Here is a 21,017-nt window from a genome sequence, read left to right on the forward strand (position 1 = left end):
CCGTAGACCATGGCAAATGGCAGTTCCTGCTGGGCGCCCGCCTGGGGATCGGCGGTTTCCAAGGCCGACATTCAGGCCTCGACCATGAAGGGCGTCGGGTCGCCGCAACCGACCCGCACCACTTGCGGCTCGCCGTCAGCCAGGTTGATCACGGTGGACGCCTTGCCGCCGCCGAAACCGCCGTCGATGATCAGGTCCACCTGTTTTTCCAGGAGCTGACGCATTTCGTAGGGGTCTTCCAGCGGTTCGGTGTCGCCGGGCATGATCAACGACACGCTCATCAGCGGCTCGCCCAACTCGGCCAGCAGCGCCAGGGCAATCGGGTGCTCGGGCACGCGCAGGCCGATGGTGCGTTTCTTCGGGTGCAGCAGCAGGCGCGGTACTTCGCGGGTGGCGTTGAGAATAAAGGTGTAGGGCCCGGGTAGATGGGCCTTGAGCAGGCGGAAGGTGCCGGTGTCGACCTTGGCGAACAGGCCCAGTTGGGACAGGTCGCTGCAGATCAGCGCAAAGTTGTGGTTCTTGTCCAGGTCACGCAGGCGTCTTACACGCTCGACCGCACTCTTGTCGCCGATCTGACAACCGATAGCGTAGGACGAATCCGTGGGGTAGATCACCACACCGCCGGCGCGGATGATCTCGACCGCCTGTTTGATCAGGCGCGCCTGGGGGTTTTCCGGATGAATCTGGAAGAATTGACTCACGTGCTCTACCTGTTCAGACGGTGGCAATAATGGGGTCATGCTTGAATCGCCCCCACAACAGCGGCAAATCTTCCGGGATGGCGCGGTACTCGCCGATCTCGGACCAGCCGCCTGGGCCATGGAAATCACTGCCGGCACTGACCAGCAGACCAAATTCGCGGGCAAGGATCGCCAGGCTGCCCACCTGATCGGCGGGTTGATGCCCGTTGACCACTTCAATCGCATGGCCGCCGGCTCCCATATAGTCGCCAATCAGCTTGCGACGCTTGCTGCGGGTGAAATCGTAATGCCAGGGATGCGCCAGGCTGACCCAAGCCCCGGCGGCGCGCAGGGTCTGCACGGTGTCTTCCAGGGTCGGCCAATGTTGCTTTACATCGCCCAGTTTGCCGGCGCCCAGCCATTTGCGGAACGCTTCGGCGCGATCCTTCACGAAACCCTCGCGCACCATCCAGTCGGCGAAGTGCGGCCGGGCCGGCGCATTGCCGCTGTCGCCCAGCTCCTGCTGGATGGCGCGCGCGCCATCGAGCGCACCGGGCATGCCTTTGAGGCTTAACTTGCGGCTTATTTCTTCGGACCGCAGCCAGCGACCATCGTGCAACTGGGCGATGGCGGCGACCAGCGCCGGCGCGTTCTGGTCAAAACCATAGCCCAGCACATGAATGGTGGCGCCGCCCCAGGTACACGACAACTCCACGCCATTGACCAGTTGCATGCCCAGGCTCTGGGCTGTCGCGCGGGCCTCGTCGAGGCCTTCGACGGTATCGTGGTCGGTCAACGCCAGGACTCGCACGCCTTTTTCAAACGCACGCGCAACCAGTACCGCAGGCGCCAGGGCGCCGTCGGAGGCCGTGCTGTGGCAGTGCAAATCAACATTCACGGGGGTCTGTAACCTCAAGTCAGCTGGCGCTATCGCAACCAAGGATGTTTGTTATTATGCCGCCACATCCAGCTTCTGGCTCTTACTGTGAAACAATTCATCGACTTCATCCCGCTGTTGCTGTTTTTCATCGTTTACAAACTCGACCCTCGGGTCATCGATCTGGCCGGCCACGAACTCACCTTCGGCGGCATCTACAGCGCCACCGCCGTGCTGATCATCAGCTCTGTCGTGGTCTACGGCGCCATCTTCATCTCCCAGCGCAAACTCGAAAAAAGCCAATGGCTGACCCTGATCGCCTGCCTCGTCTTCGGCAGCCTGACCCTGGCCTTCCACAGCGAAACCTTCCTTAAATGGAAAGCCCCGGTGGTGAACTGGCTGTTCGCGCTGGCGTTTATCGGCAGCCACTTCATCGGTGACCGCCTGCTGATCAAGCGGATCATGGGTCACGCACTGACGCTGCCGGAGCCCGTGTGGACCCGCTTGAACATAGCCTGGATCGTGTTTTTCCTGTTCTGCGGCGCCGCCAACCTGTTCGTCGCCTTCACGTTCCAGGACTACTGGGTCGACTTCAAAGTCTTCGGCAGCCTGGGCATGACCGTGCTATTCCTGGTCGCCCAGGGTATCTACCTGTCGCGCCACCTGCATGACACCGACCCCACCACGCCGAAAACCGAGGACTGACATGCTCTACGCCATCATTGCCACCGACGTTGCCCACTCGCTGGAAAAACGCCTGTCCGTGCGCCCGGCCCATGTCGAGCGCCTGAAAGTGCTGCAAGCCGAAGGCCGGATCGTACTGGCCGGCCCACACCCGGCGGTGGACAGCAATGACCCGGGCGACGCCGGTTTCACCGGCAGCCTGATCGTCGCCGAATTCGCGTCCCTGGCCGATGCCAGGGCCTGGGCCGACGCCGATCCGTATGTCACGGCGGGCGTGTATGCGAACGTCACCGTCAAACCGTTCAAGCAAGTCCTGCCTTGATTCAGGCGGCGCCGAACCTTATCGGTTCGGCGCGCTCCTAATTGTTCATTATTCCCGGTAACCTGCCGACAACATTCTGAATATTCGTGTGGAATCAGGAGTTCCGATGCGCTTACCTCAGTTGTGTCTGTTGGCAGTCATCATGGCCGGGGCCACGGCCCACGCTGAAGAAACCTCGAACAACGGCAGCTCCACATCGTTGTCCCTGAGTACGGGCAGCCAGATGAACGAGTTGCAGCAACGCTTGAAAGAAAGTGAACGGCTGCGTGAAGAACTGAGCAGGCAACTGCAAACCGCGGACACCAGCCGTGAAAGCGCTCAACTGAGCCGTTTGCGCCAGGAGAACCAACGCCTGGCCCAGCAGCTTAAAGAAACCCAGGGCAGGGCCTTGAGCCGCTGGCTGACCGAGCAGCAGCAGTGGTTTGTCACTGGCGCCGCCGTCGCCCTGATCGCCCTGCTGTGCGGGATCTTCGCCAGCGGTGGGCACCGTCGCCGTCGACAATGGCTAAATTGAGTGAGTCATGAGCGAGCTGTTACTGATAGACGATGACCAGGAGCTCTGCGAGCTGCTGACCAGTTGGTTGAGCCAGGAAGGTTTCCAGGTGCGCGCCTGCCACGATGGCTTGAGCGCCCGTAAAGCCCTGGCCGACAGCGCGCCCGCCGCCGTGGTGCTTGACGTGATGCTGCCCGACGGCAGTGGCCTGGAACTGCTCAAGCAACTGCGCAACGACCACCCGGATCTGCCGGTGCTGATGCTCTCGGCCCGCGGCGAACCGCTGGACCGCATTCTCGGCCTGGAACTGGGCGCCGACGATTACCTGGCCAAGCCCTGCGACCCCCGCGAACTCACCGCCCGCCTGCGCGCGGTGCTGCGCCGCAGTCACCCGGCCGCCGTGTCCACCCAGCTCGAACTCGGCGACCTGTGCTTCAGCCCGGTGCGTGGCGTGGTCAGCATCGACGAGCAGGAATTTGCCCTCACCGTCTCCGAAAGCCGCTTGCTCGAAGCCTTGCTGCGCCAGCCAGGCGAGCCGCTGGACAAACAGGAACTGGCGCAGATCGCCCTGGGCCGCAAGCTGACGCTGTACGATCGCAGCCTGGACATGCACGTCAGCAACCTGCGCAAAAAAATCGGCCCGCACCCGGATGGTCGGCCACGGATCGTGGCGCTGCGCAGCCGTGGCTACTACTACAGCCTCTAAATGCCGCGCCGGTCTCTGTGAGTCAGCGAATACCTCTGTGGCGAGCGAGTTTGCCTCGCGTTTTGGGGCTGCTGCGCAGCCCGACGCAGGACAAGCCTGCTCGCCACAGACAAGCCTGCTCGCCACAGAACTATCTGTAGCGCCATTCGCCGTGGCAACTTTGTCAGGCGCCCGCCAAATCGTCTTTACCGAAGCTTTACCCTGTGCTGACAGCGGTTGACCTTGATCGCCGTACTCTACTCACATCCGGACTCACCGGAATAGAGACAGGAGAATCACCATGCGCAAGACCCTTATCGCTCTGATGTTCGCCACTGCCCTGCCCGCTGTTGCCATGGCCGCCATGCCGGAAGGTCCAGGCCCAGGCGCTGGCCAGATGGGCGGCCCTGAAGGTCACATGATGGGTGGCCCAGGCCCTGGCGCTGATCATGGCCCACGTGGCCGGGGTGGTCCGTTGCGCGAGCTGGACCTGACCCCTGAACAGCATCAACAGATCGGCCGCCTGATGCGCGAACAGATGGAAGGCCGTCGCGAGCTGGTCAAAAAGTACCTCGACAAAATGCCGGCTGCCGACCAGAAAGCCATGCAGGATGAGAAGGACGCCAGCCGCAAGAAAACCCAAAGCAGCATTCGCGCTGTGCTGACGCCCGAGCAGCAGAAGCAGTTCGACGAGATCGTCAAGAAGCAGGACCAGCGTCGTGCCGAATGGCGAGAATTCAAAGCCTGGAAAGCGCAACAGCCGCAAAAAGCGCAATAATGCCCTAGTGTTACTCCCCCAGCCCAGCGGCCCTGCGTCGCTGGGCTTTTCCTGTTTGAGGGTTTCCTGTGCGTTCATTGTTCTGGCGCATCCTGGCCAGTTTCTGGCTGGCCATCGCGTTGGTTGCCGGGTTGTCGCTACTGCTTGGGCATATGCTCAATCAGGACGCCTGGATTCTCAGCCGTCATCCCGGCGTCAGCAACCTGGCCGAAGAGTGGACCCAGCTGTACGAGGCCCAGGGCGAGGATGCGGCGCAGGAACTGCTGCAACAGCGCAAGCGCCAATACCACATCGACGTGCAGGTGCTCAACGAAAGCGGCGAAGCGGTGGTGCGTGGCACCTTTCCAAAACGGGCCGCTGCGTTTGAAGCACGCCAGACCGACGGGCAGGACGGTCCTCTGCCCTGGCGGCGCCTGACTGCCGAGTACACCAGCGAAAAAACCGGCGACACCTACCTGTTCATCTACCGTATTCCGCACCCGGAACTCGACCAATGGCACCGCAGCAGCCTGGCGTGGCCATTGAGCGCCCTGGCGATTGCCCTGGTGGTGCTGACCCTGTTCAGCCTGTTCGTGACGCTGTCCATCACGCGCCCACTAAGCCGCCTGCGCGGCGCGGTGCATGACCTGGGCCAGGCCACCTATCAGCAAAACAGCCTGGCGCGCCTGGCCAACCGGCGCGATGAGTTCGGCGTACTCGCCACCGACTTCAACCGCATGGGCGCCCGCCTGCAAAGCCTGATCGGCAGTCAGCGCCAACTGCTGCGCGATGTGTCCCATGAACTGCGCTCGCCGCTGGCGCGCCTGCGTATCGCCCTGGCCCTGGCCGAACGCGCCGGCAGCGAAGAACGGGAAAAGCTCTGGCCGCGCCTGACCCGCGAATGCGACCGCCTGGAAGCACTGATCAGCGAGATCCTGGTGCTGGCGCGGGTGGATGCCGACAACGCCAGCGTCGAGGACATCGACCTCAACCTGCTGCTCAAGACCCTGCAAAAAGACGCCCAGCTCAGCGCGCCGGAACAGACGGTGCAGCTCACCGCCGCCGCCGACCTGCACCTCAAGGGCTGGCCGACCATGATCGAGCGCGCGGTGGATAACCTGCTGCGCAACGCCCAGCGCTTCAACCCGCCCGGGCAACCCATCGAGTTGCAGGCGCAGCTTCAGGGCGAGCGCATCCTGATCAGCGTGCGCGACCACGGCCAGGGCGTCGAGACCGCGCACCTGAGCCAGCTCGGCGAGCCGTTCTACCGCGCGCCCGGCCAGACCGCCCAGGGCCACGGCCTGGGCCTGGCGATTGCGCGCCGTGCCGCCGAGCGCCATGGCGGCAGCCTGATCCTGGCCAACCATACCGACGGCGGGTTTATAGCGAGCATCGACCTGCCGTTGGTGCCCGGGGTTGTCACAGCGGTGTGATGATCTTCTATAGTGGCCCTTCTCTTACGGAGGGCCCTTGATGACTGACCTGCTCAACACCATCCAAGCCGCACTCGCACTGCCCGCCACCGCGCCGACCTTCAACGGGGCCGGCGCCCTGCCCTCGGCCTTCGCCGTCACTGACCTCGCCAGCGCCAGCATCGCCGCCGCCGGCCAGGCCGTGGCCCGGTTGATCGAACAACAGACCGGGCGCCTGCCCGAAGTGAGTGTCGATCGACGTCTGGCGTCTTTCTGGTTCGCCTCCTCGATCCGCCCGCAGGGCTGGCAGGTGCCACCGCTGTGGGACGCCGTCGCCGGCGACTACGCCAGCGCCGATGGCTGGATTCGCCTGCACACCAATGCGCCCCATCATCGCGCCGCGGCCGAACGGGTACTCGGCAAGGTGGCCGACCGTGCCGACATGGCCGGGAAAGTCGCCCGCTGGAATGCCGCCGAACTGGAAGAGGCGATTGTGCAGGCCAACGGTTGCGCCGCGCAGATGCGTTCCGCGCAGGACTGGCAACGTCACCCCCAGGGGCTGGCGGTGAACAGCGAACCACTGGTGCAGCGCGAGACCTTTGCCGCTGCCCGCGAAACGCCCTGGCTCGGATCCATTGCGCGGCCGCTGGCCGGTGTCAAGGTGCTGGACCTGACCCGCGTATTGGCCGGTCCCGTGGCCAGCCGCTTTCTCGCAGGATTGGGCGCGGACGTGTTGCGCATCGACTCACCGACGTGGAACGAGCCGGGAGTGGTGCCGGACATGACCCTGGGCAAACGCTGCGCCCGTCTGGACCTCAAGCGCAGCGACGATCGCCAGGTGTTCGAGGGCTTGCTCAAGGACGCCGACATGCTGATCCACGGCTACCGCGCCGATGCCCTGGAACACCTGGGCTACACGGCGGCTGAGTGGCAGGCGCTGGCCCCCGGACTGATCGACGTCGGCCTCAATGCCTACGGCTGGAGCGGCCCGTGGCGCAATCGTCGCGGGTTCGACAGCCTGGTGCAGATGAGCTGCGGAATTGCCCAGGCGGGCATGGCCTGGAAACAGGCCGACACACCGGTGCCGCTGCCGGTGCAGGCATTGGATCACGCGACCGGTTATCTGATGGCGGCCAGCGCCCTTCAGGCCTTGAGCGAGCGCCTGCGATCAGGGCGTGGCGGTTCGGCGCGCGTGTCCCTGGCGCGAACGGCGAAGTGTTTGCTGGAGGCGGGACACGTACCGGAGCAACCGGCATTGCGCGCCGAAGAGCCCGGCGATCAAGGCCTGGTGGTGGAGCAGACCGCCTGGGGCCCGGCGCATCGGCTGCTGGCACCGCTCAACATCAGCGGCACGCCGTTGCAATGGGATTTGCCGGCGCAGGCATTGGGCTCGCACCGGGCGCAGTGGTAAACCTGTATCTGCGCCTATCAAATACCGATTGCGCATGCGTTATTTCAGGCACCCCCCCTCTTTGTGGCGAGCGGGCTTGCCCCGCGTTGGGCTGCGCAGCAGCCCCCAATCAAGCAAAACGCGGTGTCCCTGATACGGCTCAGCGCCTGGTTTTGGGGCTGCTGCGCAGCCCAACGCAGGACAAGCCTGCTCGCCACAGGGAATCTGCGCTTAACTGAACGGCATTAGGGCAAGCCCGCTCGCCACAGAGTCTCCCGTTTGCCGCGCGACAGCGTTGAGTCCAAATTTAGCGGAGACTCCCACCGTCGAATCGCATTTCAACGGCTGTACGCGGTCAGAGCTGTGGGAGCGGTTCACCTATCTGTGACATAGAGGAGAGATGCCGATGGCCACCTTTGAACCTGGACACCTGCATGTCGAGCGCCATGCGCTCAACCAGGACGACTACAGCTACAACCTGCACATCGATTACGAAGTCAGCCAGGACCCCAAGGAAGGCGCGGGCATGCTGTTCAAGCTGCACGGCTCGGTACAGGGCAAGGACCTCAACGAGGCGTTCTTCCTGCCCAAGGACCAGGCCTTCGATTTTGCCCGGCACGCCATGCACATCGCCTACAGGTACGGCATGCCGAAAACCGCGGTCTTGAATGGCACGATGCACAAGCAATACGACCAGATGTTCGAGGATGTGCGCCATCAACTGGACGTGAAGTCCGGTGACCCGGTCAAACCCGAGCACCTGGAGTAGGAACACCGCCACTCCCCTGTGGGAGCGGGCTTGCTCGCTCCCACATTTTGATCCCCGTCATCTGCAAGGCATACTTGCCGCCTCCCGCTCCCCAGAATGACTAGCGCCCCATGCGTATCCACGTCAGCTTTATCGACCGCGTCGGCATCACCCAGGAAGTCCTGGCGCTGCTCGGTGGGCGCAATCTCAACCTGGATGCGGTGGAGATGGTGCCGCCCAACGTGTATATCGACGCGCCGACCCTCAGCGCTGCGGTGCTGGAAGAGCTGCGCGACGCGCTGTTCAGCGTGCAGGGCGTGCAGTCGGTGACGGTGGTCGACATCCTCCCCGGCCAGCGCCGGCACCTGCAACTCGATGCGCTGCTGGCCGCCATGACCGACCCGGTGCTGGCCCTGGACAGCGCGGGCAAGATCCTGCTGGCCAACCCGGCGTTGATCGCGCTGTACGGACGCGAACCTGCCGGCGAAAGCATCAGTGAGCTGTTCAGTGACCCGGCGCTGCTCGACGCCTTGCTCGAACACGGCTTTCGCCTGCCCTTGCGCGAGATCAGCGTCAACGGCCAGACCCTGTTGCTGGACGCCACGCCGATCACCGATGCCGGCGCACTGCTGACCCTTTACCAGCCCAACCGCATCGGCGAGCAATTGTCGGCGCTGCACCATGACCATGCCGAAGGGTTTGATGCGCTGCTGGGGGAATCCGCGGTGATCCGCACCTTGAAAGCGCGTGCGCAGCGGGTGGCGGCGCTGGATGCACCGCTGCTGATCCAGGGTGAAACCGGCACCGGCAAGGAGCTGGTGGCCCGTGCCTGCCATGCGATCAGCGCGCGGCACAGTGCGCCGTTCCTGGCGCTCAACTGCGCGGCGCTGCCGGAGAACCTCGCCGAAAGCGAGCTGTTCGGCTACGCCCCCGGCGCGTTCACCGGCGCCCAGCGCGGTGGCAAGCCGGGGCTCATGGAGCTGGCGAACCAGGGCACGGTGTTTCTCGATGAGATCGGCGAAATGTCGCCGTACCTGCAGGCCAAGTTGCTGCGCTTTCTCAACGACGGCAGCTTTCGTCGAGTGGGCGGAGATCGCGAGGTGAAGGTCAATGTGCGCATCCTCAGCGCCACCCACCGCGATCTGGAAAAAATGGTCAGCGAGGGCACCTTTCGCGAAGACCTGTTCTACCGCCTCAATGTGCTCAATGTCAAAGTGCCGCCGCTGCGTGAGCGCGGCCAGGACATTCTGCTGCTGGCGCGCTATTTCATGCAGCAGGCCTGCGCGCAGATCCAGCGCCCGGTATGCCGCCTGGCACCCGGCACCTACCCGGCCCTGCTGGACAACCGCTGGCCGGGTAACGTCAGGCAATTGCAGAACGTGATCTTCCGCGCCGCGGCCATTTGCGAAAGCAGCCTGGTGGACATTGGCGACCTGGATATCGCCGGCACGTCCGTGGCGCGCCAGAGCGACGGCGAGGTCGAGAGCCTGGAACAGGCAGTGGAAGACTTCGAGCGCGACCTGCTGGACAAGCTTTACAGCCGCTACCCCTCGACCCGCCAACTGGCGAGCCGGTTGCAGACCTCCCACACGGCTATCGCCCATCGCCTGCGCAAGTACGGCATTCCCAACAAACCCTGAAGCTGTGCACCGATCAAAATGTGGGAGTGCACTTCGGCCTTGAGTTTTGGTCCAGGAACGACATCCAGTGTACTGAAAGCGCTACAGCGGAACGATATCGATACACCCGCTGTTTTGACGCGCCCTGCAAGGCTTTGATCCACATAGGCTTTTTTTCACAGCCCCACCCGTAACGATATCGCTACACACAACGCCTCTAACGTTATATTCATATTTATCAACTCATTGATTTATATTGAATTATTCATATTGGCCGCAATATTGCTAACCAACTCCCATCATTCCGATTCTGGCCCCAGGAGTTTCCATGAGCGAGTTGCGTTTCACTGAAGATCACGAATGGCTGCGCGCCGAAGCCGACGGCAGCGTCACCGTGGGTATCACCGCTTTCGCGCAGAACGCGCTGGGTGATGTGGTTTTCGTGCAACTGCCGGAGTTGCAGGCCTACACCAAAGGCGCTGAAGCCTCCACCGTAGAGTCGGTGAAAGCGGCCAGCGGCGTGTACATGCCGCTGGACGGCGAAGTGCTGGAAGTGAACGACAAGCTCGATGGCAGCCCGGAGCTGGTCAACGAAGACCCGATGGGCGAAGGTTGGTTCTTCCGCTTCAAACCGGTCGATGCTGAAGCGGTCGCCAAATTGCTCGATCAGGACGCGTACGATCGCCTGATCAAAGCCAACGCTGAAGCTTGAGGAGCCCACCATGACCATCACTCTCGGCACTGCCAACGAATTCATCGCCCGCCATATCGGCCCGCGCCCGCAGGACGAGCAGCACATGCTCGCCAGCCTGGGTTTTGACTCCCTCGAAGCCCTCAGCGCCAGCGTGATCCCGGAAAGCATCAAGGGCACCAGCGTGCTCGGCCTGGAAGACGGCCTGAGCGAAGCCGAGGCACTGGCCAGGATCAAGGCCATCGCCGGCAAGAACCAACTGTTCAAGACTTACATCGGCCAGGGCTACTACAACTGCCATACGCCGTCGCCAATCCTGCGCAACCTGCTGGAAAACCCGGCCTGGTACACCGCCTACACCCCTTACCAGCCGGAAATTTCCCAGGGCCGTCTGGAAGCGCTGCTGAACTTCCAGACCCTGATCAGCGACCTCACCGGCCTGCCGATCGCCAACGCCTCCCTGCTCGACGAAGCCACCGCTGCCGCCGAGGCCATGACGTTCTGCAAACGCCTGAGCAAGAACAAGGGCAGCAATGCCTTCTTCGCGTCGATCCACAGCCACCCGCAAACCCTTGACGTACTGCGCACCCGTGCCGAGCCACTGGGCATCGACGTGGTGGTGGGCGATGAGCGCGAGCTGAACGACGTGAGTGCCTTCTTCGGCGCGCTGCTGCAATACCCGGCCAGCAACGGCGATGTGTTCGACTACCGTGAGCTGACCGAACGCTTCCACGCCGCCAATGCGCTGGTGGCCGTAGCCGCCGATTTGCTGGCACTGACCCTGCTGACCCCGCCGGGCGAGTTCGGCGCCGACGTGGCCATCGGCAGCGCGCAACGCTTTGGCGTACCGCTGGGCTTCGGTGGCCCGCACGCGGCTTACTTCTCCACCAAGGATGCGTTCAAGCGCGACATGCCGGGCCGTCTGGTCGGCGTTTCCGTCGACCGTTTCGGCAAGCCGGCCCTGCGCCTGGCCATGCAGACCCGCGAGCAACATATTCGTCGTGAGAAAGCCACCAGCAACATCTGCACTGCCCAGGTGCTGCTGGCCAACATCGCCAGCATGTACGCCGTGTACCACGGGCCCAAGGGCCTGACCCAAATCGCCCAGCGCATTCATCACCTCACTGCGATCCTCGCCAAAGGCCTCACTGCTCTGGGCCTGAAGGTGGAGCAGCAACACTTCTTCGACACCCTCACCCTCCACACCGGCGCCAACACCACCGCCCTGCACGACAAGGCGCGCGCCCAGCGCATCAACCTGCGCGTGGTGGATGCCGAGCGCGTGGGCCTGTCGGTCGACGAAACCACCACCCAGGCCGATATCGAAACCCTGTGGTCGATCTTCGCCGATGGCAAACCTGTGCCGGCCTTCGACAGCGAGATTACAGGCCGTCTGCCTGCCGCGCTGCTGCGCACCTCAGCGATCCTCAGCCACCCGGTGTTCAACCGTTACCATTCCGAAACCGAGCTGATGCGCTACCTGCGCAAGCTGGCCGACAAGGACCTGGCGCTGGACCGCACCATGATCCCGCTGGGCTCGTGCACCATGAAGCTCAACGCCGCCAGCGAAATGATCCCGGTGACCTGGGCCGAATTCGGTGCCCTGCACCCCTTCGCCCCGGCCGAGCAAAGCGCCGGCTATCTGGAGCTGACCGCCGACCTGGAAGCCATGCTCTGCGCGGCCACCGGCTACGATGCGATTTCGCTGCAACCGAACGCCGGTTCCCAGGGCGAATACGCAGGCCTGCTGGCCATTCGTGCCTATCACCAGAGCCGTGGCGATGAACGTCGCGACATCTGCCTGATCCCCTCATCGGCCCACGGCACCAACCCTGCTACCGCCAACATGGCTGGCATGCGCGTGGTGGTTACCGCCTGCGACGCTCGCGGCAACGTCGATATCGACGACCTGCGTGCCAAGGCCATTGAGCACCGCGATCACCTCGCCGCGCTGATGATCACCTACCCGTCCACCCACGGTGTGTTCGAGGAAGGCATCCGCGAAATCTGCGGCGTCATTCACGACAACGGCGGCCAGGTGTACATCGACGGCGCCAACATGAACGCGATGGTCGGCCTGTGTGCACCGGGCAAGTTCGGCGGCGACGTGTCCCACCTGAACCTGCACAAGACCTTCTGCATCCCCCACGGCGGCGGCGGCCCGGGCGTTGGCCCGATTGGCGTCAAGTCGCACCTGGCGCCGTTTCTGCCGGGCCACGCGGCCATGGCACGCAAGGAAGGCGCGGTGTGCGCGGCGCCGTTCGGCAGTGCAAGCATTTTGCCGATCACCTGGATGTACATCAGCATGATGGGCGGCGCAGGCCTCAAGCGCGCTTCGCAGTTGGCGATCCTGAATGCCAACTACATTTCCCGTCGCCTCGAAGAACACTACCCGGTGCTCTATACCGGCAGCAACGGCCTGGTGGCCCACGAATGCATCCTTGACCTGCGTCCGCTCAAGGACAGCAGTGGCATCAGCGTGGATGACGTGGCCAAGCGCCTGATCGACTTCGGCTTCCATGCGCCGACCATGTCGTTCCCGGTAGCGGGCACGTTGATGATCGAGCCGACCGAAAGCGAATCACGGGAAGAACTGGACCGCTTTTGCGAGGCCATGATTGCCATCCGTGAAGAGATCCGCGCAGTGGAAAACGGCACGCTGGACAAGGATGACAACCCCCTGAAAAACGCCCCGCACACCGCGGCGGAGCTGGTTGGCGAGTGGAGCCACCCGTACAGCCGTGAACAGGCGGTATACCCGGTTGCGTCGCTGGTCGACGGCAAGTATTGGCCACCGGTTGGGCGCGTGGATAACGTGTTCGGCGATCGCAACCTTGTCTGCGCCTGCCCGTCCATCGAAAGCTACGCCTGAGCTGGGAGGGAGTTTGCTCCCTCTCACACTTCGCACTTTTTCAGGAGCTGAACATGTCCACCGACACTCTATTGAAAACGCCCTTGCACGCCCTGCACCTCGAACTCGGCGCACGCATGGTGCCCTTCGCCGGCTACGACATGCCGGTGCAATACCCGCTGGGCGTGATGAAGGAACACCTGCACACCCGTGAGCACGCCGGGTTGTTCGACGTGTCCCACATGGGCCAGATCCGCCTCAGCGGCGCCAATGCCGCCAAGGCCCTGGAAACCCTGGTGCCGGTCGACATTATCGACCTGCCGGTGGGCATGCAGCGCTACGCGATGTTCACCAACGAGCAGGGCGGCATTCTCGACGACCTCATGGTGGCCAACCTCGGTAACGACGAACTGTTCCTGGTGGTCAACGCCGCCTGCAAGGATCAGGACCTGGCGCACTTGCGCAAACACATCGGTGATCAATGCAGCATCGAACCGCTGTTCGAAGCGCGCGCGCTGCTGGCCCTGCAGGGCCCGGAGGCGGTAAAGGTACTGGCGCGCCTGGCGCCGGAAGTCACCCGCATGACGTTCATGCAGTTCGCCAGCGTTCGCCTGCTGGGGGTTGATTGCTACGTGAGCCGTTCGGGCTACACCGGTGAAGATGGATTTGAAATCTCCGTACCCGCCGCCAATGCCGAAAGCCTCGCGCGCAGCCTGCTGGCCGAAACCGAAGTGCAGCCCATCGGCCTCGGCGCCCGCGACTCCCTGCGCCTGGAAGCCGGCTTGTGCCTGTACGGCCATGACATGAACACCGACACCACGCCGATTGAAGCGAGCCTGCTGTGGGCGATCTCCAAGGCACGTCGTAGCGATGGCGCTCGCGCCGGCGGCTTCCCGGGCACCGAACACATCTTCAGCCAGCAACAGGCCGGCGTAAACCGCAAGCGCGTAGGCCTGCTGCCCCAGGAACGGACACCTGTGCGTGAAGGCGCAGAGATCGTCGACGAACAGGGCACCGTTATCGGCAGCGTCTGCAGCGGCGGTTTTGGCCCGAGCCTGGGGGGTCCGTTGGCAATGGGTTATCTGGACAGCGCCTTCACTGCGCTGGATACCGAGGTGTCAGCATTGGTGCGTGGGAAAAAGGTGCCATTACGTGTAAGTAAAATGCCATTTGTGCCGCAACGTTACTACCGTGGCTGATTGACCGTTTCTATAAGTAACGCGGTTGCGTTAATGCGCACTAAACTGTCACGCAACCGCCATAAAACAGTGCATCGTCGATAGACTTTCTTATAGGCAATCCCCTATAACAAGTGAACTTCTCTATCGAATAAGGTCGCGCTGGTTTGTTGATCAAAGTGCCACGTGGCCTAGTAAATACTGGGGGTTTGGCAGGGCTTGTTTTTTCTGCGTTAGTTGGCGTAGAGTTTGTCCACTGTGTTTGCATGGGTCGCTTGGAACCTGGACCTGGGCAGTAGCTGCTGTAGTTTGCTACAACCCGTTCGACGTCTCTTACTTTCCTGCAACCCAGCCCAGTGCTCTTTCATGTGAAAGGGGCTGTCATTAATTTTTAGCGTCAAAGGAAAGAAGAAATGTCCACACGTCAGAGCGGTACCGTCAAGTGGTTCAATGACGAAAAAGGGTTTGGTTTTATCACGCCAGAAAGCGGTCCGGATCTGTTCGTGCATTTCCGCGCCATCCAGGGCAACGGCTTCAAGAGCCTGAAAGAAGGCCAGAAAGTAACTTTCGTTGCTGTGCAAGGCCAGAAAGGCATGCAGGCTGACGAAGTACAAGCAGAAGGCTGATCGCGCCTGCAACAAAAAGCCCCTGATATGACATCAGGGGCTTTTTTATGGACGCGAATCCGTAAACTGGGCGTTTTCCTGCGAGAGCCCTGCCATGCCCAAGCCCCTGCTGAGCCCCCAGGGCGCGTTCCCCGCCGCCGGCCTGAGTCGTCGCCTGGCAGCGATGCTCTATGACGCTCTGTTGTGCACTGCGCTGCTGATCGTCACCGCTTTTATCTACACGCTGGTGTGGATTGCGTTCGTGGGGGAAGCGAACATGCGCGCGCTCAGCGAGTCCGGCGCGCTGGACGGTGACCCGATACTGTCGACCCTCCTGCTGTTTGTGCTGTTCGGCTTTTTTGCCAAGTTCTGGACTCACTCCGGGCAGACATTGGGCATGCAGGTCTGGGGCGTGCGCGTGCAGAACGCCGACGGCTCGCGTATCAGCCTGTGGCAGGCGCTGTTGCGCGTTATGGTATCGATTGCGTCGTGGCTGTGCGTGGGGCTTGGGTTCGTCTGGTCATTGTTCGATAAGCACAAACGCAGCTGGCATGACATCTACTCGGACACGCAACTGGTGCGAATCCCCAAGCAGAAAAAATAATCCCGAAATAATGAAAATCCAAATGTGGGAGCAAGCTTCCTCCCACATTTTAGCGATGTCCGGCTGGCGTCAGGCGTTGCCGGCCAGCTTGAGCCGCGCAGCCTGGGTGAAATCCAGCATGCGCTTGAGCGGGCGCACCGCATGGGGGATCACCGACGGCTCGACGAATATCTCGTTACTGCCCTCACGCAAGCACTGCAACGTGCGCTCCAGGGTATTCATCGCCATCCACGGGCAGTGCGCGCAACTGCGGCATGCGGCGCCGTTGCCCGCTGTGGGCGCTTCGACAAAAACCTTGTCCGGGCACAGCTGCTGCATCTTGTAGAAGATGCCGCGGTCCGTCGCCACGATGAAGGTCTTGTTCGGCAGGCGCTGCGCTGCAGCGATCAGTTGGCTGGTGGAACCCACCGCATCCGCCAGTTCGATCACGGCGGTCGGCGACTCGGGGTGCACCAGGATCGCAGCGTCCGGGTACAGCGCCTTCATGTCTTCGAGCTGCTTGGACTTGAACTCTTCGTGGACGATGCAGGCACCGTCCCACAGCAACATGTCGGCGCCGGTCTGACGCTGAATATAGGTGCCCAGGTGCTTGTCCGGCCCCCAGATGATGGTCTCGCCGTTGTCCATCAGGCTCTCGACGATTTCCAGCGCGCAGCTGGAGGTCACCACCCAGTCGGCACGGGCTTTGACCGCTGCCGAGGTGTTGGCATACACCACCACGGTGCGCTCGGGATGCTGGTCGCAAAACGCCGAAAACTCATCCACCGGGCAGCCAAGGTCCAGGGAGCAGGTGGCTTCCAGGGTCGGCATGAGGATGCGCTTTTCAGGGGTGAGGATCTTGGCGGTCTCGCCCATGAAACGCACGCCGGCCACCAGTACGGTTTTGGCCGGGTGAGCAGCGCCGAAGCGCGCCATTTCAAGGGAGTCGGAGACGCAGCCACCGGTTTCTTCGGCCAGGGCCTGAATCACCGGATCGCAGTAAAAGTGGGCAACCAGCACCGCGTCCTGAGCGTTGAGCTCGGCGGCGATAGCGACGCGCAGGGCGGCCTCTTCGTCGGCGCTGAGGGCCTTGGGCGCCTTGGCGTCGAGATGGGCTTGAACCAGTAGGCGTTCGGAAATGTGCGTCATGTTCGCAAGACCTGCAGGCGCAGTTGCGCGAAAGTCGAGTGTACCACCGGCTCTGGAGCCCTTCGGGCGCCGCCGGACGAAGTGATTGTGTTCATCAAGCACGGGTGAAGCTGCGCAAGGCTACAGAATATCGAATCGATTCAAAAGCCTAATCTGGCGCTGACGTGCGCATCTGTCAGGCCTAAAAACAGGAAACCGGGTTTCCTGTTTTATGGACGTTGTCAGCGCGACAGTGCGGAGGGATCTTCCTGCAGCAGCACAGCGGCATGCATGTGCGCCAGTGCCTCCTTGAGCGTCGGCTCTTCCAGCGCCTCCCTGGACTTATTGCTTTCCCGTGCCGCGTGTTCCAGCAATGTCACGTAGTCACGCCTGGCCGAAGCGTGCCGGGGCACAAACGTCTCGTCGACCTGCTTGCCCATCACGTATTTTTGCGTACGCGTATCCTGGCTTGCGGACTGCGAGACAGAGGCCCGGGTAAGCATTCCTTCCTTATACCCCAGATGGGTCGAGCTGCTGGCCGTGTCCTCGACCTGCACATAAAGGTAATTCTGCGATTCGGCCGTGGTGTCGAGCGCGGGGTTTAGGGTGCCGTTCAGATCCTTGTGGAAACTGGCGGACAGGCTCGATTGCTGATCCTGGGTCACGCTGCGGTCCAACGTGCTGCTGCCACCCACGCGGGTGTTCTGCGCCACGTCGTAGGCAAAGCTATCGACCTCGGACGGACGCATCGGGTTGGAAGCCTCGCTGGCCTGTTTGATCGATGCCTTGAAGTCAGCCAAGCCACTGAGCAAGCGCTGATCTGCCGGATTGCGGGTCAGGGCCTCGGGTGCAGCGGCACCTTGAGGATAATTGCTGTTCATGGCGCTGAACGCGTCCTTGAACATGCTCATCAATGGCGCCTTGGCATTGCCCCGCTCCTGCACTCGATCAAACTGAGCCAGGTAGCTTTTCAGCGCCTTGGCCTGTTGTTGAGCTTCGCCGAGGATCGCAGCGTTTTTCAGGTCCACCGCGAGGCTCAATTCGCCATCCGCACCACTCATGCGGGTGGTACGGCTCTGGTTGTCGGCGTGAAACGCAAGGGTCTGCTGCTGCGTGTCCGCTATCTCCAACCTGGCGTTGAGGTCGACGGATGCCAATATTCCGGAATCGAACCGGGTCAGGCCGCCCAGATCGAGCTTCGGCGGCACGGCGGTCAGCCCGTCGACCGCTGCCTGGAACGCGCTGCTCAACTGACCGACGGCCTTGAGCTCATCGTCGCTCAAGGTGCCACCGTCCACAGTGGCCTGAACGCCCAGGCCATCACTCTGGCTGGATAAACTGAAGGTGATGGTCTTGCCGCTGGCGGTCTTGATGTTAAGGCTGACCAGATTGTCGGCCTTACTGTGCAGCAGCGACTGACTGAGCTTGAGCTCGCCGGCACTTTCTGCGCCTGCATAGCGTACCGACTGGGAAATATCCGTACCGCCCACGGCAAACTGAGCCACCAGACTGTCGCCCAGGCCTTTGAAGCGGTTGGCAATGGATAATGCGTTGAAGTTGGTATTGATCGCCTTGCTCAGGGTGTCATGACTGTCACTCTCCCAAGCCAGCGCCGGGGCCTGGCCGGGCAGTTGCCCACGCACAGAGTAGGTGCTGGAGAGCGTGTCGGATACCACGTTGCCCAGACTGACGACGGATGAAGGTCGATCAGCAACAGGGGTATCGCGTGGCTGGGCGGCAAGTGGTTGACCCGCAAAACGCAGAATCGGGCTGAGGCTGGAGCTGATGGGTGAAAGCGTAGTCATGACGATCCCTGTCGTGAGTTGAGCAGTCTCCAATTTAACCAAGATGGGGTGCGATTGACAGCGGGTTGATTTTGACTTTTCAACCAGGCAAAAAAAAACCCGGAAATCCTCACTTTCGTGGGCCTTCCGGATTTTCTAAACCGCCAAATATGGTGGGTCGTGTGGGATTCGAACCTACGACCAATTGGTTAAAAGCCAACTGCTCTACCAACTGAGCTAACGACCCGCTGTGTGGTGGCGCGTATAATACTGATTTCTAAGGATTATTCAACACCTTATTTGAAATAAATCAGAAATACCGCGTTGCATCTGCAATTGTGGCCGTTTTCAGGCCCTCTCAGCGGCCAGGCTCGTCGTTCCACAGGTACTTGTGCAACTGCAATTGCAGACGCACCGGCAGGTTGTCCGCCACTACCCAGTCTGCCAGGTCGCGGGCGTTCAGGTCGTGATGGCTGGGAGAGAACAGCACTTCACCGGCGCGACGGTCCAGGCCATATTGGATCAGTTTGGAGTTGGCCCAGTCGTAGTCTTCACGGGAACAGATGACGAACTTGACCTGATCGTTGGCCGTCAGCAAATCCAGGTTCTCGTAGAGGTTACGGTGTGCTTCCCTGGAGCCCGGTGTTTTGAGGTCGACCACGCGGCTTACACGCGGGTCGACAGCGGAGATATCCAGCGCACCACTGGTTTCCAGAGACACCTCGTAGCCGGCGTCGCACAACTGCTTGAGCAAAGGGATGGCATTCGGTTGGGCCAGGGGCTCACCGCCCGTTACACAGACGTAGCGCGGCCGGTAGCCGGCAACCTGCTCGAGGATGTCGTCGAGGGTGCGCACGGTGCCGCCGCTGAAGGCGTAAGCGCTGTCGCAGTACTGGCAGCGCAACGGGCAACCGGTGAGGCGCACAAAAACCGTGGGCAGGCCGGCGGTTCGCGTTTCACCCTGCAACGAGTAAAAAACTTCGGTAATACGTAATGTGTCTTGCATAGTCGCCACGGGCGTAACAGCTAAACAGGCTGTCCGCCTCCGTCAGGCACTTCAAGGGGTTGCGCCAATGCGCCGACCCCAGGAAGCGGGTGTCATAAAAGGGCGTGGATTCTAACGAAAAAACCCGCGCCAGGCGCGGGTTTCTTCTGAACGGACTGCATGGCTTACAAGCGCTGCAGATCCCGCTGGGCCAACTGCGCAGCTGAGGTGCCCGGATATTGGGCCACTACCTGCTGCAGAATGCCTTTGACCTTGTCGGTATGACCCAGGCGGCGTTCTACGTCAGCGAGTTTGTACAGCGAATCCGGAACCTTGGCGTGCTTGGGGTACAGCTGGCTGACCTTGGCAAACGCCTGGCCGGCACCTTGCAGATCACCCTTGGCCAGGTTGACCTCGCCCAACCAGTATTGGGCATTGCCCGCGTACTGGCTGTTTGGGTATTTACGCAGGAAAGCGGCAAATGCCTGGCTCGCCTTGTCGAAATCCTTGGCTTTGATCAGGTCGAAGGCTGCATCGTAATACAGTTTTTCCTTCGCCGGATCGCCCGGTTCGCTGCTCGCGGCAGGGGCCTGGCTGGCAGCCGCCCCTGCTGCTGCACCACCGGCAGCGGCACTTGGCGCGCCACCGGCAGAAGAATTATCAGGAGTAGCGGCAGGTGTTACGCCGGCTCCAATACGTCGATCAAGATCCTGGTAACGCTCCAGGCCTTCTTGCTTGAGCTGATTCACTTGATTCTGCAGAACTTCAATGGTGCCCTGTTGCTGCGCCAATTGATCCTGCATGCGTTGCAGCTGATTGAACAGTTCGCCCTGTGCCGAAGGGGCGGACGTCGCCGCCCCCCCGGCATAGGCGCCGTTCGTGCCATAACCCGCTGGCGGATAGCTGCTCCCGCTATTGTTATAGCCTGAGTTGCTGTCCGTTACAGGAACCGCAGCCCACACCGCAAGCGGTGCGAGGCTGAGAGCCAATACAGTTAGAGCACGACGGCACGTTCGCATGACGAATTACTTACGCAGTTCGACGCGACGGTTTTGAGCCCAGGACTGCTCGTCGTGGCCAGTAGCAACTGGACGCTCTTTACCGTAGGAAACCAGTTCCAGTTGGCCTGGAGCAACACCTTGCAGTACCAGGTAGCGCTGAACGGCTTTCGCACGACGCTCGCCCAGTGCCATGTTGTACTCACGAGTACCACGTTCGTCGGTGTTACCTTCCAGAACAACGCGAGCGCCGTTAGCTTTCAGGTCCTTGGCGTGAACGTCCAGAGCGCGCATGGCTTCTGGTTTCAGGTCCGAACTGTCGTATTCGAAGTAGAAAGTGGTGATAGCGCGCAGAGCAGCTTCTTCGCTCAGGGAGCCGTCAACTGCACCCGTGTTAGCGCCGTAACCAGCGTTTGGATCAACAGCTGCGCCTTCACCGGCGTTGTCGCCGCCTTTGGACGAGCAACCAACGGCTACGGACAGAGCCAGAGCCAGAGCAGCAAACTTACCAAACTTCAGCATTTCCATCGTGAAACTCCTAATGAAC

General features: G+C 61.9%; 21 protein-coding genes and 1 tRNA gene. 14 read left to right on the forward strand and 8 right to left on the reverse strand.

Going from position 1 to position 21,017, the window contains the following annotated elements; genetic code table 11:
• Positions 1-71 precede the first annotated feature (71 nt).
• Positions 72-701 (reverse strand): L-threonylcarbamoyladenylate synthase, encoded by a 630-nt coding sequence (locus tag RHM60_RS10425; protein ID WP_003237737.1) that lies wholly within the window; start codon positions 699-701, stop codon positions 72-74.
• A gap of 13 nt (positions 702-714) precedes the next feature.
• The gene (locus RHM60_RS10430; protein ID WP_209984196.1) at positions 715-1,578 is read right to left on the reverse strand and encodes a PHP domain-containing protein; all 864 of its coding nucleotides are present in this window, start codon (positions 1,576-1,578) and stop codon (positions 715-717) included.
• A gap of 87 nt (positions 1,579-1,665) precedes the next feature.
• Between RHM60_RS10430 and RHM60_RS10435 the strand changes: the two genes are divergently transcribed.
• From RHM60_RS10435 to RHM60_RS10500, 14 genes are all read left to right on the forward strand, one after another.
• Positions 1,666-2,262 carry a septation protein A gene (locus RHM60_RS10435; RefSeq protein WP_057007151.1) on the forward strand — a complete coding sequence of 199 codons (597 nt, stop codon included), beginning with the start codon at positions 1,666-1,668 and terminating at the stop codon, positions 2,260-2,262.
• 1 nt (position 2,263) lies between these two features.
• On the forward strand, positions 2,264-2,563 hold the full coding sequence (locus RHM60_RS10440) for a YciI family protein (protein WP_209984198.1): 300 nt from the start codon (positions 2,264-2,266) through the stop codon (positions 2,561-2,563).
• 106 nt (positions 2,564-2,669) lie between these two features.
• Positions 2,670-3,077 (forward strand): translation initiation factor 2, encoded by a 408-nt coding sequence (locus tag RHM60_RS10445; RefSeq protein WP_322214367.1) that lies wholly within the window; start codon positions 2,670-2,672, stop codon positions 3,075-3,077.
• A gap of 7 nt (positions 3,078-3,084) precedes the next feature.
• Positions 3,085-3,762: a response regulator transcription factor gene (locus RHM60_RS10450; protein WP_322214369.1), complete on the forward strand. Its 678-nt coding sequence runs from the start codon at positions 3,085-3,087 to the stop codon at positions 3,760-3,762.
• A 280-nt stretch (positions 3,763-4,042) separates the two neighbouring features.
• A complete protein-coding gene (locus RHM60_RS10455; protein ID WP_322214371.1) occupies positions 4,043-4,519 on the forward strand; it encodes a Spy/CpxP family protein refolding chaperone in 477 nt (158 codons plus the stop codon).
• 68 nt (positions 4,520-4,587) lie between these two features.
• Complete coding sequence (locus RHM60_RS10460) at positions 4,588-5,931, forward strand: HAMP domain-containing sensor histidine kinase (RefSeq protein ID WP_322214373.1); 1,344 nt, start codon at positions 4,588-4,590, stop codon at positions 5,929-5,931.
• A gap of 40 nt (positions 5,932-5,971) precedes the next feature.
• On the forward strand, positions 5,972-7,321 hold the full coding sequence (locus RHM60_RS10465; protein ID WP_322214375.1) for a CoA transferase: 1,350 nt from the start codon (positions 5,972-5,974) through the stop codon (positions 7,319-7,321).
• 385 nt (positions 7,322-7,706) lie between these two features.
• A complete protein-coding gene (locus RHM60_RS10470; RefSeq protein WP_209984215.1) occupies positions 7,707-8,069 on the forward strand; it encodes a DUF5064 family protein in 363 nt (120 codons plus the stop codon).
• A 110-nt stretch (positions 8,070-8,179) separates the two neighbouring features.
• On the forward strand, positions 8,180-9,688 hold the full coding sequence (locus tag RHM60_RS10475) for a sigma-54-dependent transcriptional regulator (protein ID WP_322214376.1): 1,509 nt from the start codon (positions 8,180-8,182) through the stop codon (positions 9,686-9,688).
• Between the two features lie 307 nt (positions 9,689-9,995).
• On the forward strand, positions 9,996-10,379 hold the full coding sequence (gcvH, locus tag RHM60_RS10480; protein WP_322214377.1) for a glycine cleavage system protein GcvH: 384 nt from the start codon (positions 9,996-9,998) through the stop codon (positions 10,377-10,379).
• Positions 10,380-10,389: 10 nt separating this feature from the next.
• Complete coding sequence (gcvP, locus tag RHM60_RS10485) at positions 10,390-13,230, forward strand: aminomethyl-transferring glycine dehydrogenase (protein WP_322214378.1); 2,841 nt, start codon at positions 10,390-10,392, stop codon at positions 13,228-13,230.
• 53 nt (positions 13,231-13,283) lie between these two features.
• Entirely contained in the window at positions 13,284-14,408 is a 1,125-nt protein-coding gene (gene gcvT / locus RHM60_RS10490; RefSeq protein WP_322214379.1) for a glycine cleavage system aminomethyltransferase GcvT, read from the forward strand.
• A 392-nt stretch (positions 14,409-14,800) separates the two neighbouring features.
• Complete coding sequence (locus tag RHM60_RS10495) at positions 14,801-15,013, forward strand: cold-shock protein (RefSeq protein WP_003237709.1); 213 nt, start codon at positions 14,801-14,803, stop codon at positions 15,011-15,013.
• A 94-nt stretch (positions 15,014-15,107) separates the two neighbouring features.
• Complete coding sequence (locus RHM60_RS10500) at positions 15,108-15,596, forward strand: RDD family protein (protein WP_322214380.1); 489 nt, start codon at positions 15,108-15,110, stop codon at positions 15,594-15,596.
• A gap of 69 nt (positions 15,597-15,665) precedes the next feature.
• Here the strand turns inward: RHM60_RS10500 and nadA are convergent, their stop codons facing one another.
• From nadA to pal, 6 genes are all read right to left on the reverse strand, one after another.
• A complete protein-coding gene (gene nadA, locus RHM60_RS10505; RefSeq protein WP_231423801.1) occupies positions 15,666-16,724 on the reverse strand; it encodes a quinolinate synthase NadA in 1,059 nt (352 codons plus the stop codon).
• A 221-nt stretch (positions 16,725-16,945) separates the two neighbouring features.
• A complete protein-coding gene (locus RHM60_RS10510) occupies positions 16,946-18,508 on the reverse strand; it encodes a lactate dehydrogenase (RefSeq protein WP_322214382.1) in 1,563 nt (520 codons plus the stop codon).
• Between the two features lie 150 nt (positions 18,509-18,658).
• Positions 18,659-18,734, reverse strand: a tRNA-Lys gene (locus tag RHM60_RS10515).
• A 111-nt stretch (positions 18,735-18,845) separates the two neighbouring features.
• Complete coding sequence (gene queE, locus RHM60_RS10520) at positions 18,846-19,493, reverse strand: 7-carboxy-7-deazaguanine synthase QueE (RefSeq protein WP_209984235.1); 648 nt, start codon at positions 19,491-19,493, stop codon at positions 18,846-18,848.
• A 164-nt stretch (positions 19,494-19,657) separates the two neighbouring features.
• Positions 19,658-20,491, reverse strand: a complete 834-nt coding sequence (gene ybgF / locus RHM60_RS10525) for a tol-pal system protein YbgF (RefSeq protein ID WP_003237697.1) — start codon at positions 20,489-20,491, stop codon at positions 19,658-19,660.
• Between the two features lie 6 nt (positions 20,492-20,497).
• On the reverse strand, positions 20,498-20,998 hold the full coding sequence (pal, locus tag RHM60_RS10530; RefSeq protein ID WP_003209827.1) for a peptidoglycan-associated lipoprotein Pal: 501 nt from the start codon (positions 20,996-20,998) through the stop codon (positions 20,498-20,500).
• Positions 20,999-21,017: the final 19 nt, after the last annotated feature.

It is taken from the genome of Pseudomonas sp. MH9.3 (genome assembly GCF_034354675.1).
Taxonomy (GTDB): domain Bacteria; phylum Pseudomonadota; class Gammaproteobacteria; order Pseudomonadales; family Pseudomonadaceae; genus Aquipseudomonas.